The 15604-nt window shown below is 64.2% G+C and carries 10 protein-coding genes and 1 pseudogene; 9 read left to right on the top strand and 2 right to left on the bottom strand.

Annotated elements, in window-relative coordinates; all coding sequences use genetic code 11:
- The first annotated feature begins 15 nt into the window (after positions 1-15).
- From JANGC3_RS0127035 to JANGC3_RS0127020, 3 genes are all read left to right on the top strand, one after another.
- Positions 16-1014: a Gfo/Idh/MocA family protein gene (locus JANGC3_RS0127035; protein WP_026133579.1), complete on the top strand. Its 999-nt coding sequence runs from the start codon at positions 16-18 to the stop codon at positions 1012-1014.
- Between the two features lie 70 nt (positions 1015-1084).
- A complete protein-coding gene (locus tag JANGC3_RS0127030; RefSeq protein WP_017879626.1) occupies positions 1085-2302 on the top strand; it encodes an MFS transporter in 1218 nt (405 codons plus the stop codon).
- Between the two features lie 414 nt (positions 2303-2716).
- Positions 2717-4405, top strand: coding sequence for a methyl-accepting chemotaxis protein (locus tag JANGC3_RS0127020; protein ID WP_017879624.1), 1689 nt, complete (start codon positions 2717-2719; stop codon positions 4403-4405).
- Between the two features lie 105 nt (positions 4406-4510).
- On the opposite strand, the gene recG is transcribed toward JANGC3_RS0127020, so the two are convergent.
- Positions 4511-6577: an ATP-dependent DNA helicase RecG gene (recG, locus tag JANGC3_RS0127015; RefSeq protein ID WP_017879623.1), complete on the bottom strand. Its 2067-nt coding sequence runs from the start codon at positions 6575-6577 to the stop codon at positions 4511-4513.
- Between the two features lie 152 nt (positions 6578-6729).
- Between recG and queA the strand changes: the two genes are divergently transcribed.
- The 6 genes and pseudogenes from queA (at position 6730) to ltrA (ending at position 14380) form a co-directional block, all read left to right on the top strand.
- A complete protein-coding gene (gene queA, locus JANGC3_RS0127010; RefSeq protein WP_017879622.1) occupies positions 6730-7770 on the top strand; it encodes a tRNA preQ1(34) S-adenosylmethionine ribosyltransferase-isomerase QueA in 1041 nt (346 codons plus the stop codon).
- Between the two features lie 17 nt (positions 7771-7787).
- Positions 7788-8927 (top strand): tRNA guanosine(34) transglycosylase Tgt, encoded by a 1140-nt coding sequence (tgt, locus tag JANGC3_RS0127005; RefSeq protein WP_017879621.1) that lies wholly within the window; start codon positions 7788-7790, stop codon positions 8925-8927.
- 129 nt (positions 8928-9056) lie between these two features.
- A complete protein-coding gene (gene yajC / locus JANGC3_RS0127000) occupies positions 9057-9386 on the top strand; it encodes a preprotein translocase subunit YajC (RefSeq protein ID WP_026133578.1) in 330 nt (109 codons plus the stop codon).
- A gap of 71 nt (positions 9387-9457) precedes the next feature.
- A complete protein-coding gene (gene secD / locus JANGC3_RS0126995) occupies positions 9458-11323 on the top strand; it encodes a protein translocase subunit SecD (protein ID WP_017879619.1) in 1866 nt (621 codons plus the stop codon).
- Positions 11324-11389: 66 nt separating this feature from the next.
- On the top strand, positions 11390-12412 hold the full coding sequence (gene secF / locus JANGC3_RS0126990) for a protein translocase subunit SecF (RefSeq protein ID WP_017879618.1): 1023 nt from the start codon (positions 11390-11392) through the stop codon (positions 12410-12412).
- Between the two features lie 600 nt (positions 12413-13012).
- A pseudogene (gene ltrA / locus JANGC3_RS30315) lies at positions 13013-14380 on the top strand (group II intron reverse transcriptase/maturase).
- A gap of 201 nt (positions 14381-14581) precedes the next feature.
- Here the strand turns inward: ltrA and JANGC3_RS0126980 are convergent.
- Complete coding sequence (locus JANGC3_RS0126980) at positions 14582-15418, bottom strand: HDOD domain-containing protein (protein ID WP_017879615.1); 837 nt, start codon at positions 15416-15418, stop codon at positions 14582-14584.
- Between the last annotated feature and the right edge of the window lie 186 nt (positions 15419-15604).

Genomic DNA, 15604 nt, shown 5'->3' with positions numbered 1-15604 from the left:
CGGAGGGCGGAGAGCATGGATAAAGTCATACGCTGGGGGATTTTGGGAACCGGGCAGATCGCCCGCGCGCTGGCGTTCGCGCTGCAAGAGGTGGCCGGCGCCAAGCTGGTCGCGGTGGCCTCGCGCGGCAGCGCCGGGGCCGACAAGTTCGGCCGCGAATTCGGCGTCGGCCGTTGCCACGCCTCGTACCAGGCGCTGGCCGACGACCCGGACGTCGATGTCATCTACATCGCCACCCCGCACGCGATGCACGCCGAGAACACGCTGATGTGCCTGAACGGCGGCAAGCACGTGCTGTGCGAAAAAGCTTTCGCCATGAACCGGCGCGAGGCCGCCGAGATGGTCGACCTGGCGCGGCACAAGCAGCTGTTCCTGATGGAGGCGATGTGGTCGCGCTTCCTGCCGGCCATCGGCGAGGTGCGGCGCATCATCGACAGCGGCGAAATCGGCAAGGTGGCGCAGATCCAGTCGGACTTCGGCTTCACCGCGCCCGAGGTCGGGCCGCAGCACCGCCTGCTGAACCCCGCACTGGGCGGCGGCGCGCTGCTCGACATCGGCATCTATCCGCTGTCGCTGTCGGCCTTTTTCCTCGGGCCGGTGGCGGCGGTGCAGGCGGTCGCCGAGATGGGGCCGACCGGGGTCGACCTGCAAACCGCGTTTTCGCTGCGCCACCGGGACGGCGGCGTGTCGTCCTGCGTGTGCAGCATCCGCGCCCAGTCGCCGAGCGACATGACGATTGCCGGCCCGCTCGGCCACATTCGCATCCACAACCGCTTTTTCCAGGCCCAGACCCTGAGCGTGGAAACGCTCGACGGCAACGCGCGCACGGTGGAGTTTCCGCACATCGGCAGCGGCTACGCCTACGAGGTGGTGGAGGTGATGCGCTGCCTGCGCGCCGGCCTGATCGAAAGCCCGCTGATGCCGCACGCCGAGACGCTGGCGCTGATGGGCGTGCTCGACACCATCCGCGCGCAGATCGGCCTGGCGTACGGCGCCGACCAGGTGCGGCCATAGAAATTCTCAAGGCGCCGCTGCTGTTAACCCGTTACGCGGCGCTCACATATAACGATAATCCGAGGAATCCATGTCCACCAACACCGGCGCGCCATCGCTGAAAACAGTGCTTCTCGCCAGCGGCGTCATCCTGACCCTGGCGATGGGCGTGCGCCACGGCCTCGGCTTCTGGATGCAGCCGATCTCGCAGGCCAACGGCTGGACCCGCGAGACGTTCTCGCTGGCGATGGCGATGCAAAACTTGATGTGGGGCCTGTTCGGCCCCTTCGCCGGCATGGCGGCGGACCGCTTCGGCACCATGCGCGTGGTGATCGTCGGCGCGCTCAGCTACATGGTCGGGCTGGTGTGGATGGCGCTGGTCACCCAGCCGACCCTGTTCATCGTCGGCACCGGCGTGTTCGTCGGGCTGGGGCTGGCCTGCACCGCGTTCGGCGCCATCAGCGGCATCATCGGCCGCACCGCGCCGCCGCAGCAGCGCTCGTGGGCCTTCGGCATGTCGTCGGCGGCCGGCTCCTTCGGCCAGTTCATGATGATGCCGGTCGAGCAGTACCTGATCGACGCGCTGGGCTGGCAAAACGCCTTCTACCTGCTGGCCGCGCTGCTGGTGCTGGCCATGATCCCGATGGCGTTTTACCTGCGCGAACCGGCCGTGGCGCAGCATGCCGGCCCGCAGCAAAGCATCCGCGAGGCCGCCAGCGAGGCCTTCCGCAACCGTTCCTTCCTGTTCCTGATGGCCGGCTATTTCGTCTGCGGCTTCCAGGTCGTCTTCATCGCCGTGCATCTGCCGGCCTACTTGAAGGACCAGGGCCTGATCAACCCCAACATCGGCGTCACCGCGCTGGCGCTGATCGGCCTGTTCAACATCTTCGGCTCGTACTACGCCGGCAAGCTGGGCGGCCGGCTGCCCAAGCGCTACCTGCTGTCGTCGATCTACCTCGGCCGCGCCGTGGTGATCGGCCTGTTCCTGCTGGCGCCGCTGTCCTCGTGGTCGGTGTACGCGTTCGCGGCGGCGATGGGCCTGATCTGGCTGTCGACGGTGCCGCTGACGAACGGCATCCTGGCGGGCGTGTTCGGCGTCAAGCACTTGTCGATGCTGGCCGGGATGGTGTTTTTCTCGCACCAGGTCGGCAGTTTCCTGGGCGTTTGGCTGGGCGGTTTCCTGTATGCGCGCCAAGGTAATTACGACACCGTCTGGGCCATCACGATCGGCCTTGGCGTGCTGGCGGCGCTGGCCAACCTGCCCATCGACGAGCGCGGCGTGGTGCGCGCCGAATTGAAGGCCGCGTGAAAATCTGGCTGATCCGTGTGGCGGGGGCGGCGTTGCTGGCGCTGATCTTCGCCGCCTACCTGCGCCCGAGTTTCATGCTGGACTTGGCGAACCGCTTCTTCATGTGTTTGTAGCTTGATCTGCGCGCGTTTTTCTTGCCATAATGTTTCCTAATTAAAATATTTGGAGTATGATGTCGCGGTGTCTTTTTAAGAGATACCCATAGTTAAACCGCGTCCGGTTTCGCTCCGCGCCACCAGGCCGCGGGGTTTTTTGACCGGCAGGCTCGCGCCCGCGGTCAAGGCTATTTGTCGGCCCCGATCCCGCCGCCATCCCCCACAGCATCAGCTGTCACGGTTCGTCACGTGTTCGCCCGCCGCCGATGCGGCGAGGGCTACGCCCGGCCGTCCGCACACACATCTATCGAGGAATAAAATGGGTTTTAGCAACATGAAAATTGGCATGCGCCTGAACTTCGCCTTCGGCCTGGTGCTGGCGTTCCTCGTCGGCATCGTGGCGTTGGGCACCAGCGGCCTGGCCGATTTAAACGCGAGCACGGACAAGATTATCAAACTGGACTGGGTCAAGGCGACGCTGGCCGCCAACGCGCTCGACAATGTACGCGGCAGCATGACGCGGGTGTTTCAACTCACCGGCAGCGCAAACGAGGCCGAAGCCAAGGCCGGGCGCGAACGCCTGGCCGCCAACGAGCTGGCGTTCACCGAGTCGCTGGCTAAACTGGAGCCGCTGCTGTACCGGCCCGAGGGCAAAGCCCTGCTGAGCAAAGCCCGCGGCGAGGGCGAGCAGTACGTGGCCTCCTACAAGAAGGTGCTGGCGCTGCTGGCCGCCGGCGACCGCGAGGGCGCGAACGCGCTGGCGCACGCCGAGACCTACGAGGCTTTACACAAATTCGCCGCGACGCTGCGCGACTTCAACGCCCTGCAGCGGCGTCTGGTGGACGAGTCGGGCGAGCATAGCGCCAGGCAGTTCGAGTTTTCGCGCACCCTGCTGATTGCGCTGGGCGGCATCGCCGTGCTGTTGGGCGGCGCGGCGGCGTGGTTGGTGTCGCGTTCGATCACGCGGCCGTTGGGCGAAGCCGTGCGCATCGCGCAGACGGTGGCGGCGGGCGATCTGACCAGCCGCATCGTGGTCGCGTCGAGCGACGAGACCGGCCAGTTGCTGCTGGCGCTGCGCGACATGAACGCCAGCCTGCAGAACATTGTCGGCCAAGTGCGCAACGGCACCGAGTCGATCGCCAACGGCTCGAGCGAAATCGCCAAAGGCAATCTGGACCTGTCGGCGCGCACCGAACAGCAGGCCAGCGCGCTGGAGCAGACCGCGTCGGCGGTGGAGGAGCTGACCTCCACCGTCAAGCAGAACGGCGACAACGCGCGCCAGGCCAATCAACTGGCCGGTTCGGCGTCGGACGTGGCGGTCAAGGGTGGCCAAGTGGTGTCGCAGGTGATCGAGACCATGGCCGCGATCAACGACTCGGCCAAGAAAATTGTCGACATCATCAGCGTCATCGACGGCATCGCGTTTCAAACCAATATCCTGGCGCTGAACGCGGCGGTCGAGGCGGCCCGGGCCGGCGAGCAGGGCCGCGGTTTCGCCGTGGTCGCGTCGGAAGTGCGCAACCTGGCGCAGCGTTCGGCCGCCGCCGCCCGCGAAGTGAAGGAACTGATCGGCGACTCGGTCGACAAGGTCGACACCGGCAGCAAGCTGGTGACGCAGGCCGGCAACACCATGGACGACATCGTCGCCAGCGTGCAGCGCGTCACCGACATCATGGGCGAGATCAGCTCGGCCAGCCACGAACAGGAAATCGGCATCGAACAAATCCACCAGGCGATCACCGAAATGGACGGCGTGACGCAGCAGAACGCGGCGCTGGTGGAGGAAGCGGCGGCGGCGGCCGGATCGCTGAACGACCAGGCGGCCGGCCTGGCGCAGGCCGTCAGCATCTTCAAGCTCGACGCGGCGCAGACGGCGCGGACGCCGGCGCCGCGCGCCAAGGCCGCCGTCGCAACGCCGGTGCGGCCGGCGCCCAAGCGCCCGGCTCTGGCGCCGGCGAAAAAAGCGCCGACGCCGGCCCGCGGCGCCGACGAGTGGGAAGAGTTTTAAGTTTGACCGTCCGCAAGGAGTAGACGCGCAGTATCGGGTTACGCTGGGCTAACCCGACCTGCGGTTGAGGTCTCATGCGGAGCCGGGTTTTTGCTGTTAGCCGGTCTACACCTTCAGGAATTCTTCGCGGCCGCCGAGCCAGCGCGCCAGGTGCGCTTCGACCGTGGCCGCGCTGTCGGCGCCGTTGGCGTGCAGCAGGTCGTGCGCGACGTCCCGGGCCTGGTCGACCAGCCACTGGTCGGTTTCCAGATCGGCGAAGCGCAGCATGGCCTGGCCCGACTGGCGCGCGCCGAGGAATTCCCCCGGTCCGCGGATCTCCAAATCCTTGCGCGCGATTTCGAAACCGTCGGTGGTTTCGCGCATCGTCATCAGGCGTTGCCGCGCCACGCCGCCCAGCGGGCCCTGGTACAGCAGCAGGCAGGCGCTGGCCGCCGAGCCGCGCCCGACCCGGCCGCGCAGCTGGTGCAGTTGCGACAGGCCGAAACGCTCGGCGTGCTCGATCACCATCAGCGAGGCGTTCGGCACGTCGACACCCACTTCGATGACGGTGGTGGCCACCAGCACGTGTATCTGGCCGGCGCTGAAGCCGTCCATCACTTCCTGCTTCTCCGCCGTTTTCATGCGCCCATGCACCAGCCCCACTTGCAGGTCCGGCAGCGCCTCGGCCAGCATGGCGTGGGTGTCGGTGGCCGTTTGCAGTTGCAGCGCCTCCGACTCTTCGATCAGCGGACAGACCCAGTACACTTGCCGGCCTTCCAGCGCGGCGGCGTAGACCCGTTCGATGACTTCGTCGCGCCGGTTCTGGTCGATCGAGCGCGTGACGATCGGGCTGCGCCCCGGCGGCAGTTCGTCGATCACCGACACTTCCAGGTCGGCGTAGTAGGTCATCGCCAGCGTGCGCGGGATCGGCGTGGCCGACATCATCAGCTGGTGCGGCACGGCGTCGGCGTCGCCCTTGTTGCGCAGGGTCAGGCGCTGGCCGACGCCGAAGCGGTGCTGCTCGTCGACGATCACCAGGCCCAGCCTGGAAAACTGTACCGCGTCCTGGATCAGCGCGTGGGTGCCGATGACCAGTTGCGCCTGGCCCGATTCGATCAGCGCCTGCGCCGCCAGCTTGTCTTTTTTCTTCAGGCTGCCGGTGAGCCAGGCCACGGTCACGCCGAGCGGCTCCATCCACGCGGCGATCTTGCGGAAGTGCTGGTCGGCCAGGATCTCGGTGGGCGCCATCAGCGCCGCCTGGTAGCCGCTGTCGATGGCTTGCGCCGCCGCCAGCGCCGCCACCACGGTCTTGCCGCTGCCGACGTCGCCCTGCAGCAGCCGCTGCATCGGGTAGGGGTGGCGCAGGTCGGCGCGGATTTCCTCCAGCACGCGCGCCTGCGCCCCGGTCAGTTTGAACGGCAGCCCGGCCAGGAAGGCGGCCGACAGCGCGCCCACCCGCGGCAGCGCGGCCGCGCCCTTGGAGCGGCGCGCCCGCTGCGCGCGCTTCAGCGACAGCTGCTGCGCCAGCAGTTCGTCGAATTTCATGCGCACCCAGGCCGGGTGCGAGCGGTCGCTCAGCGCGCTCTCGTCGACTTCCTGCGGCGGGTAGTGCAGCAGGCGCACGGCCGGCTCGAAGTCGCTCAGGCGCATGTCCTCGACCAGCGCCGGCGGCAGCGTGTCGTGCCAGTCGATGCGCGTCATAGCGTCGTTGATGGCGCGCCGCAGGATCGGCTGCGACAGGCCCTCGCCGGACGGGTAGACCGGCGTCAGCACGGTCGGCAGCGGCGCGCCCTCGTTGACCACCTTGTAGCCGGGGTGGACCATTTCGGCGCCGAAGAAGGCGTGCTTGAGTTCGCCGCGCGCGCGAATCCGCGTGCCCTCGGCCAGTTGCTTGACCTGGCTGCCGTAGAAGTTCATGAAGCGCAGCAGGAGGTTGCCGCTGTCGTCGGCGATGGTGACCAGCAATTGCCGACGCGGCTTGTAGCCGACCTCGCATTTAGTCACCACGCCCTCGACCTGCGAGGACACGCCGCCGTGCAGGCAGGCTTCGCGGATCGACACCACCTTGGTCTCGTCCTCGTAGCGCATGGGCAGGTGCAGCACCAGGTCCATGTCGGTGCGCAGGCCCAGCTTGGCCAGCTTGCTCTCGTTGCTGACTATTTTCTTGGCGGTTTTTGGCTTCGGAGCGGGCATATCGGAAGAATAGGGGCGGCTAGCGTAAAATAGAGGGTTGGCCCACGCGCAGCAACGCGCCGGGGCGGGCTGGTATTGTACGACCTGTATAGGCGCACAGTATAGTGCCTGCCCGCCGTTCGTGCATTCCTAATAATTCTTGAAGCAAACGCATGTATTCGCTCTCCGATTTCGATTTTGATTTACCTCCAGAAAATATCGCGCAACTGCCGCTGGCGCAGCGCAGCGCCTCGCGCCTGCTGCACCTGGACGGCGACGCCCTGGTCGACCGCGGCTTCGCCGACATCGTCGCGCAATTACAGGCCGGCGACCTGCTGGTCATGAACGACACCCGCGTGCTGAAGGCGCGCTTCTTCGGCGTCAAGGAAAGCGGCGGCAAGATCGAGGCGCTGGTCGAGCGCGTGCTCGACAGCCGCACCGTGCTGGCCCAGGTGCGCGCCTCGAAGTCGCCGCCGCCGGGCTGCAAGATGCGCCTGGCCGACGCCTTCGACGTCACCGTCGGCGCACGCGCCGGCGAGTTCTTCACGCTGCATTTCGACGCCGACGTGTTCGAGCTGATCGAGGCGCACGGCCGCCTGCCGCTGCCGCCGTATATCGAGCACGCCGCCGACGAGTTCGACGAAACGCGCTACCAGACCGTGTTCAACAGGGTGCCGGGCGCGGTCGCCGCGCCCACCGCCGGCTTGCATTTCGACCAGGCCCTGCTGGACCAACTGAAGGCCAAGGGCGTGCAGTTCGCCTACGTTACGCTGCACGTCGGCGCCGGCACCTTCCAGCCGGTGCGCGCCGAGGTGCTGGCCGAGCACAAGATGCACACCGAGTGGTATACGCTGGCGCAGGAAACCGTGGACGCGGTACGCGCGGCCCAGGCCGCCGGGCGCGACGTGGTGGCGGTCGGCACCACCAGCCTGCGCGCGCTGGAGTCGGCCTCGCAAAGCGGCACATTGGTCGCCGGCAGCGCCGACACGGCCCTGTTCATCACGCCCGGCTACCAGTTCAAGACGGTGACGCGGCTGATTACGAATTTCCACTTGCCCAAGTCGACCCTGCTGATGCTGGTGTCGGCCTTCGCCGGCTACGCGCAGATCCGCGCCGCCTACGCCCACGCCATCGCGCAGAACTACCGCTTCTTCAGCTACGGCGACGCCATGTTGTTGACGACGCAGTCGCGCGCGCCGCGCACCCCGGAATAATTTACGAAAGATTAAGAATGCTGGATTTTAAGTTACTCAAGACCGACACGAGCGGCCTGACCAACGCGCGCCGCGGCACGCTGACCTTGAACCATGGCGTGGTGCAGACGCCGATTTTCATGCCGGTCGGAACCTACGGCTCGGTCAAGGCGATGTCGCCGCTGGAGTTGAAGGAAATCGACGCCCAGATTATCCTGGGCAACACCTTCCACCTGTGGCTGCGCCCGGGCAACACCGTCATGGAAAAATTCGGCGGCCTGCACGACTTTATGGGTTGGAACAAGCCGATCCTGACCGATTCCGGCGGTTTCCAGGTGTTTTCGCTGGGCGCGATGCGCAAGATTACCGAAGAGGGCGTGCATTTCTCGTCGCCGATCAACGGCGACAAGCTGTTCCTGTCGCCGGAAGTGTCGATGCAGATCCAGCGCGGCTTGAATTCCGACATCGTCATGCAGTTCGACGAGTGCACCCCGTATGAAATCCAGGGCCGCCCCGCCACCATCGAGGAGGCGGCGACGTCGATGCGCATGTCGCTGCGCTGGGCGCAGCGCTCGAAGGACGAGTTCGTCCGCGGCGAGAACCCGAACGCGCTGTTCGGCATCGTCCAGGGCGGCATGTTCGAGCATCTGCGCGACGAGTCGCTGGCCGGGCTGGAGGAGGTCAACTTCCCCGGCATCGCCATCGGCGGCCTGTCGGTCGGCGAGCCGAAGGAAGACATGATGCGCATGCTGGCCCACATCGGGCCGCGCCTGCCGGCCAACAAGCCGCACTATCTGATGGGCGTGGGCACGCCGGAAGACCTGGTCGCCGGCGTCTCCAATGGCATCGACATGTTCGACTGCGTCATGCCGACCCGCAACGCCCGCAACGGCTGGCTGTTCACCCGCTTCGGCGACATCAAGATCAAGAACGCCCGTTACAAGGAAGACAAGGCGCCGCTCGACGAAACCTGCTCGTGCTACGCCTGCCGCAACTTTTCGCGCGCCTACCTGCACCATCTGCACCGCTCCAAGGAAATCCTCGGCGCGCGCTTGAACACCATCCACAATCTCCATTACTATCTGGACCTGATGCGGCAGATGCGCGAGGCGCTCGACGAAGAGCGTTTCCACGCCTTCACGCTGCAATTCCACGCCGAGCGGGCGCGCGGGGCTTAAGACGGGCTTAATTCGCGCCGGGTCTTGTAAAAAGATTTATACCCGCCACATAGGCGGGAGCGTCCGCGCGCTGCGGCCAGTGCTAGAATACAGCGCTAATTTTTCAAACTGACTAGAATCGGAGTTCCTGTGTTCATTTCCAACGCTTACGCACAATCCCCCCTCGACGGTCTCGGCCTGAGCAGCAATATGACGAGCTTCCTGCCGCTGGTGCTGATGTTCGTGGTCATGTACTTCCTGATGATCCGTCCCCAGCAAAAACGCGCGAAAGAGCAAAAGGCGATGATGGATGCGCTGGCCAAGGGCGACGAAGTGGTCACCGCCGGCGGCGTGCTGGGCAAGGTTGCCAAGGTCACCGACGGCTATGTCACCGTGGAAGTGGCGACGGGCACCGAAATCGTCGTGCAAAAGAGTTCCATCACGATGCTGCTGCCTAAAGGCACCCTGAAGGCGCTGTAATACCGTTTCGGGCCGCCACAAGCGGCCCGATGTGACGCCTCCGACGCACAACACTGAACGCTGAACCAAATATGAATCGCTACCCTGTCTGGAAATACATCCTTATCGCCGTCGCCGTGTTGCTGGGCGCCCTGTATACGGCGCCGAACTACTTCGGCGAGTCGCCCGCGCTGCAAGTGACGAGCGGCAAATCGACCGTCAAGGTGGCGAGCGAGCTGACGGCCCGGGTCGAAGCGGTGTTAAAGCAAGAAAATGTTGCATCGGAAGGCGTCAGCTTCGACAACGCCGGCACGCGCGCCTCGGTGCGCATCCGCTTTGCCGACCCCGACACCCAATTCAAGGCGAAACTGCTGCTGGAAAAGGGTTTGAACCCGGACGCCAGCGACCCGACCTACCTCGTCACCGTCAATCTGCAACCGAATACGCCGAAGTGGATGCAAAAGCTGCATGCCTTGCCGATGTACCTCGGCCTGGATTTGCGCGGCGGCGTGCATTTCCTGATGCAAGTCGACACCAAGGCGGCGTTGAGCAAGCGCGTCCAGGGCATCCAGGCGGCGGCGCGCAGCGCCCTGCGTGACAAGAACGTGCGCCACGCCGGTATCGAGCGCGTCGGCGACGTCATCGAGATCAAATTCCGCGACGCCGACACCCGCAACAAGGCGAAAGACGTGCTGGCCGGCCAGATGGCCGACCTGGCCTTCGCCGACAGCGCCGACGGCGCCGACCTGAAGCTGAGCGTGACGCTGAAGCCGACCGCGCTCAAGCAAACCATCGACGACGGCGTCAAACAAAACATCGCCACGCTGTCCAAGCGCGTCAACGAGCTGGGCGTGGCCGAGCCTATCATCCAGCAGCAGGGCCCGGACCGTATCGTCGTCCAGTTGCCCGGCGTGCAAGACGTGGCGCGCGCCAAGGCCATCATCGGCCGCACCGCCACGCTGGAAGTGCGCATGGTCGACGAAAGCGTCACCCCGGGTTCCGAGCTGAGCGCGGCCATTCCGTTCAACTCGGAACTGTTCACCGTCGGCAAGGGCGTGCCCGTCGTGCTGTCGAAAGACGTGGTGCTGACCGGCGACTATATTTCCAGCGCCGACGCGACGTTCGACCAGAACCAGCAGCCGGCCGTGTCGATCGACCTGAACGGCGACGGCGGGCGCAAGATGCGCGAAGCCACGCGCGAGCGCGTCGGCAAGAAAATGGCCATCGTGCTGTTCGAAAAGGGCAAGCCCGAAGTGCTGTCGGTGGCGACCATCCAGAGCGAACTCGGTTCGCGCTTCCAGATCACCGGCATGGGCGCGGCCGAAAATTCGACCGAACTGGCGCTGCTGCTGCGCTCGGGCGCGCTGTACGCGCCGATGACGGTGGTCGAGGAACGCACCATCGGGCCGCAACTGGGCGCCGAAAACATCAAGAAGGGCCTGTATTCGACGGTGTACGGTTTCGCCGCGATCGCCGTCTTCATGATCCTCTATTACATGATGTTCGGTTTCTTCAGCGTGCTGGCGCTGGCCTGCAACCTGTTGTTCCTGATCGCGCTGCTGTCGATGCTGCAGGCGACGCTGACCTTGCCGGGTATCGCCGCGATCGCGCTGGCGCTGGGTATGGCGATTGACGCCAACGTGCTGATCAACGAGCGCATCCGCGAAGAGCTGCGCGGCGGCGCCTCGCCGCAGGCGGCGATCTCGGCCGGTTTCGACCGCGCCTGGGCCACCATCCTCGACTCCAACGTGACCACGCTGATCGTCGGCCTGGCGCTGCTGCTGTTCGGTTCGGGCGCGGTGCGCGGCTTCGCGGTCGTGCATTGCTTGGGCATCATGACGTCGATGTTCTCGGCCGTGTTCGTCTCGCGCGGCGTCGTCAACCTCTGGTACGGCCGCAAGAAAAAGCTGACCTCGGTCGCCATCGGCACGGTGTGGATCCCGGGCCTGTCCAAGTAAGCAGCCAGTATTCAGCCAGTACCCGGCGCGCGGCGCCGGGTGCGCAATCAGAACTCAGAGGATTTCATGGAATTTTTCCGGATCAAAAAAGACATTCCCTTCATGCGCCACGCGTTGATTTTCAACGTGATCTCGGCGCTGACCTTCGTGGCCGCCGTGTTTTTCCTGCTGCACAAGGGCTTGCACCTGTCGGTCGAGTTCAAGGGCGGCACCGTGATGGAGGTGAAATACCCGAAAGCGGCCAACCTGGAGTCGATCCGCCACACGCTGGAAGGCATGGGTTACACCGAACCGGGCGTGACCAGCTTCGACACCGCGCGCGACGTCATGATCCGCCTGCCGGTGATCAAGACGATCAGCGGCGAGAACAGCTCGCAGATGGTGTTCGACGCGCTGTGCAAGGCCGAGCAGGGTTCCGCCAAGAAAATGGAAAGCGTCACCGAGAAGGGCGAGCATATCGTCAAAACCGGCTGCGCCGACGCCTCCGGCGCCGAATCGCTGGCGCTGCAGAAGGTCGAATTCGTCGGTCCGCAGGTGGGCGAGGAGTTGGCGCAAAACGGCTTGAACGCGCTGGTGATGGTGATCATCGGCGTGATGATCTACCTGGCCATCCGCTTCGAATGGAAATTCGCGGTCGCGGCGATCGTCGCCAACTTGCATGACGTCGTCATCATTCTCGGCTTCTTCGCCTTCTTCCAGTGGGAATTCTCGCTGACGGTGCTGGCGGCGGTGCTGGCGGTGCTGGGTTACTCGGTCAACGAGTCGGTGGTTATTTTCGACCGTATCCGCGAAAACTTCCGCAAGCAGCGCAAATCGTCGGTGCAGGAAGTGATCGACAACGCCATCACCAGCACGATTTCGCGCACCATCATCACCCACGGTTGCACCCAGATGATGGTGCTGTCGATGCTGTTCCTGGGCGGCCCGACCCTGCATTACTTCGCCATCGCGCTGACCATCGGTATCTGCTTCGGTATCTACTCGTCGGTGTTCGTCGCCGCGGCAGTGGCGATGTGGTTGGGCGTCAAGCGCGAAGATTTGATCAAGCCGATCAAGGAAAAAGACGAGACCGACGGCGCCGTGGTGTAAGGCAAGCTGGTTTCAACAAAAAGGGACAGCGCGAGCTGTCCTTTTTTTGTGCCTTGCTCAGAATATTCGCTGGAATCGGCCCGGCGATAGTTTGTTGGCATACTTATTTGAAAATATAGGTACTTATGTGGGCGAACGTACAGTACGCGGGTGGCGCTGCAGTTATAGTGGAGCTGTCTCTTTCAGGACATCCCTAGTTTTGGACTTGGCCCGCTCTCCAGCGGGCTTTTTTTTGTGCGCCCAGCATGGGCGCATTCTTGCGGGTGCAAGTCCCGTCGCGAGCTGACCACAGCGAGCGAAGTGAAGCGCAACTGCGGAAGGGCGACCGACCGTGGGGAGGAAGCGTGGATCGAAACTGCGAGCCGATGTACAAGAATCGGATAGAAGGCGCTGCCGAGCAGGACGAGCGGGCAAGAAACCGCGAAGTTGAAGCGGCGTAAATCCGGCGGTTGTGCAGTGAAGGAGTGCGTTCTTACCTGGGGAGATCTCGCTTCATGCCTGAAAGGGCGACGGTGGAAGCCGGAGCGAGAAGTCAGCAGAGGCCTTAGTAGCTGCCAAGAACGGGGCGAAGAGCCAAACGAGAAGGAGCGTTAAACCACCATGTCGATGAGAAAAGCCTTGCATCAGATGTCCGCGTCAGCGGAGCGGTGTGTGGCAGGTGGCGGTGAAGCCGTCGTCCAAGCACGCAGCGATGAAGCTGGTCCCACGCGGCATGGCACGGTGAGCGCAGGGCTGGGCCTGCTTGCGCAGGTGCTGGCGAGAGAGAACATGCAACGTGCGTGGAAACGCGTGAAGGCGAACAAGGGTGCAGCAGGCGTCGATGACATGGACATCTCCACGACTGGCCGCTATTTGGTGAGCGCATTGCCGAACATCAGGAGAGAATTGATGGCAGGCACGTACCGGCCCAGTCCGGTACGTCGCGTCGGCATTCCCTAGCCAGACGGCAGCGAACGGGAGTTGGGGATACCCACCGTAGTCGACCGGCTGATTCAACAGGCTGTTCTGCAAGTGCTGCAACCGCTGCTCGATCCTACTTTTAGTGAACACAGCCATGGCTTTCGTCCGGGGCGTCGCGCCCGCGACGCCGTGCTCGCTGCACAGCAGCATGTGCAACTAGGCTATCGGGTGGTGGTGGATGTCGACTTGGAGAAATTCTTTGATCGCGTCAACCACGATGTGCTGATGGACCGGCTGGGCAAGCGCATCGGNGACGCCGGCATGTTGCGGCTGATCCGTGCCTACCTCAACGCCGGCATCATGCATCAGGGCGTGGTGGNTGAACGCGAGCGGGGCACGCCGNAAGGCGGGCCACTGTCACCGCTGCTGGCCAATGTGTTGCTGGACGAAGTGGACCGGGAACTGGAACGGCGGGGCCATCGCTTCGAACGCTACGCCGACGACTGCAACGTGTATGTGCGCAGCCGGAAAGCGGGCGAACGGGTGATGGCGTTGCTCGGGCGCCTGTACGATAAACTGCGCCTGACGATCAATGCATCGAAAAGCGCGGTGGCCAGCGCGTTTGGCCGCAAGTTTCTGGGCTACAGCCTGTGGGCGGCTCCGAAAGGCGAGGTAAAACGTGCGGTGTCGTTGAAGGCGCTGGAAACGTTCAAGCAGCGGATCAGGCAACTGACCCGGCGCTCCTGTGGGCGCAGCATGCCCGAAGTGATCGAACCGTTACGACGCTACCTGCTGGGCTGGAAAGCCTATTTCGGCTTGGCGCAAACACCAAAAGTCTGGCGTAGACTGGACGAATGGTTGCGTCATCGACTGCGAGCGATTCACCTCAAGCAATGGAAGCGCGGCACGACGATGTATCGGGAACTGCTGGCCTTGGGAGCGTCTCCGAAAGTGGCGTTGCTGGTGGCGAAGAACAGTCGCTGCTGGTGGCGCAACAGTCGCATGGCACTCAATAGTGTGCTGACGATCGCCTACTTTGACCGTCTTGGCGTGCCTCGGCTCTCATAACCTCAACTACTCGAACCGCCCGGTGCGGACCCGCATGCCGGGTGGTGTGGCAGGGGACCGGCCAGTAATTGGCCGCTCCTATGCCGATTGCGCGCCGCCTTTGCAGTTTCGGGGACAGACCACGATTTCCGCAGTTTCGGGGACAGACCACGATTTCCGGGCAATATTGCCCGGAAATCGTGGTCTGTCCCCGGTATGTCGTTACAGCATCAGCACCGCGAGCAGCGACTGTACTTCGGCCGCCGACTCGGCCATGATGCTTTTCAGCGTGCCTTCGCCCATGTCGCAATCGATGGTGCGGGCCGCCTGCGGACTGGTGGCGCCGGGGCTTTCGTACAGCGGCGACTCCACCGGCGCCAGGTCGTTGGCCAGCAGCAGGGTGTCGCCCAGGGTTTCCGGCGGCAGCGCGCGAAAGCCGTCCCACAGCGATTCGACCGACGCCAGCACCGCTTCCGGAATCACCAGTTTTTTCAGTACACCGCGGCCGATCTCCTGCTCGCCATGTTCGAGCCAGTCTTCCGGTTCGCCGTCGAGGATGCCGGGAAAGTCGGGCGCGCGCGACAGCATGTAGAAGCCGCCGACCTCGTGCACGATGCCGGCGAACAGCGCCGTCTCCGGGTCGACCCGGGTGACGCGCCGGGCGATCACCTGCGCCAGCGCGGCGACGTGGGCGGTATGCTCCCACAGTTGCGCCAGCTTGACTTTGACCAGCGGGTCGGTGACGGTGCTGCCGATCTGCCGCACGATCAGGGCCGCCACCAGCGATTGCAGCGTGCGCACGCCCATGCGTTGCACGGCCGCGCGCACGCTGGAGATTTCGTTGCCGGAGCGGTTGTAGGCGACCGAGTTGGCGATCGCCACGGTGCGCGCGGCCAACAGCGGGTTGGCCTGCACCAGCTTGGCGGCGGTGTCGATGTGGCAGTCGGGGTCGCTGAGCACTTGCTGCAACTTGATCGATGCGGTCACGCTGGTGGGGAACGTCAGCTCACCGCGGCTCGCTTGAGCGGCGATGCTTTTAAAGGCGTCGAGTCTGTTCATCGAAAAAATTATACTCCCAATATCGGCGTAAATATTGCCGAGCGGGAATTTATTCGATGAATGTTAGTAGCCCGGTCGATACCGTTGAGCCCGCGCGTTTTCGTAGATACTATGAATGAAGGCGGGTCGGCAAAAGACGCAAATTAATCCTAAAGTGAAGGTTCGAAGAATCAACTTAGGAGAAAA

Origin of the sequence: Janthinobacterium sp. CG3, assembly GCF_000344615.1 — a bacterium.
Lineage (GTDB): Bacteria > Pseudomonadota > Gammaproteobacteria > Burkholderiales > Burkholderiaceae_D > Janthinobacterium.
Note: the sequence above shows the minus strand (reverse complement) of the source record. Positions and strands in the feature narration are given on the sequence as shown.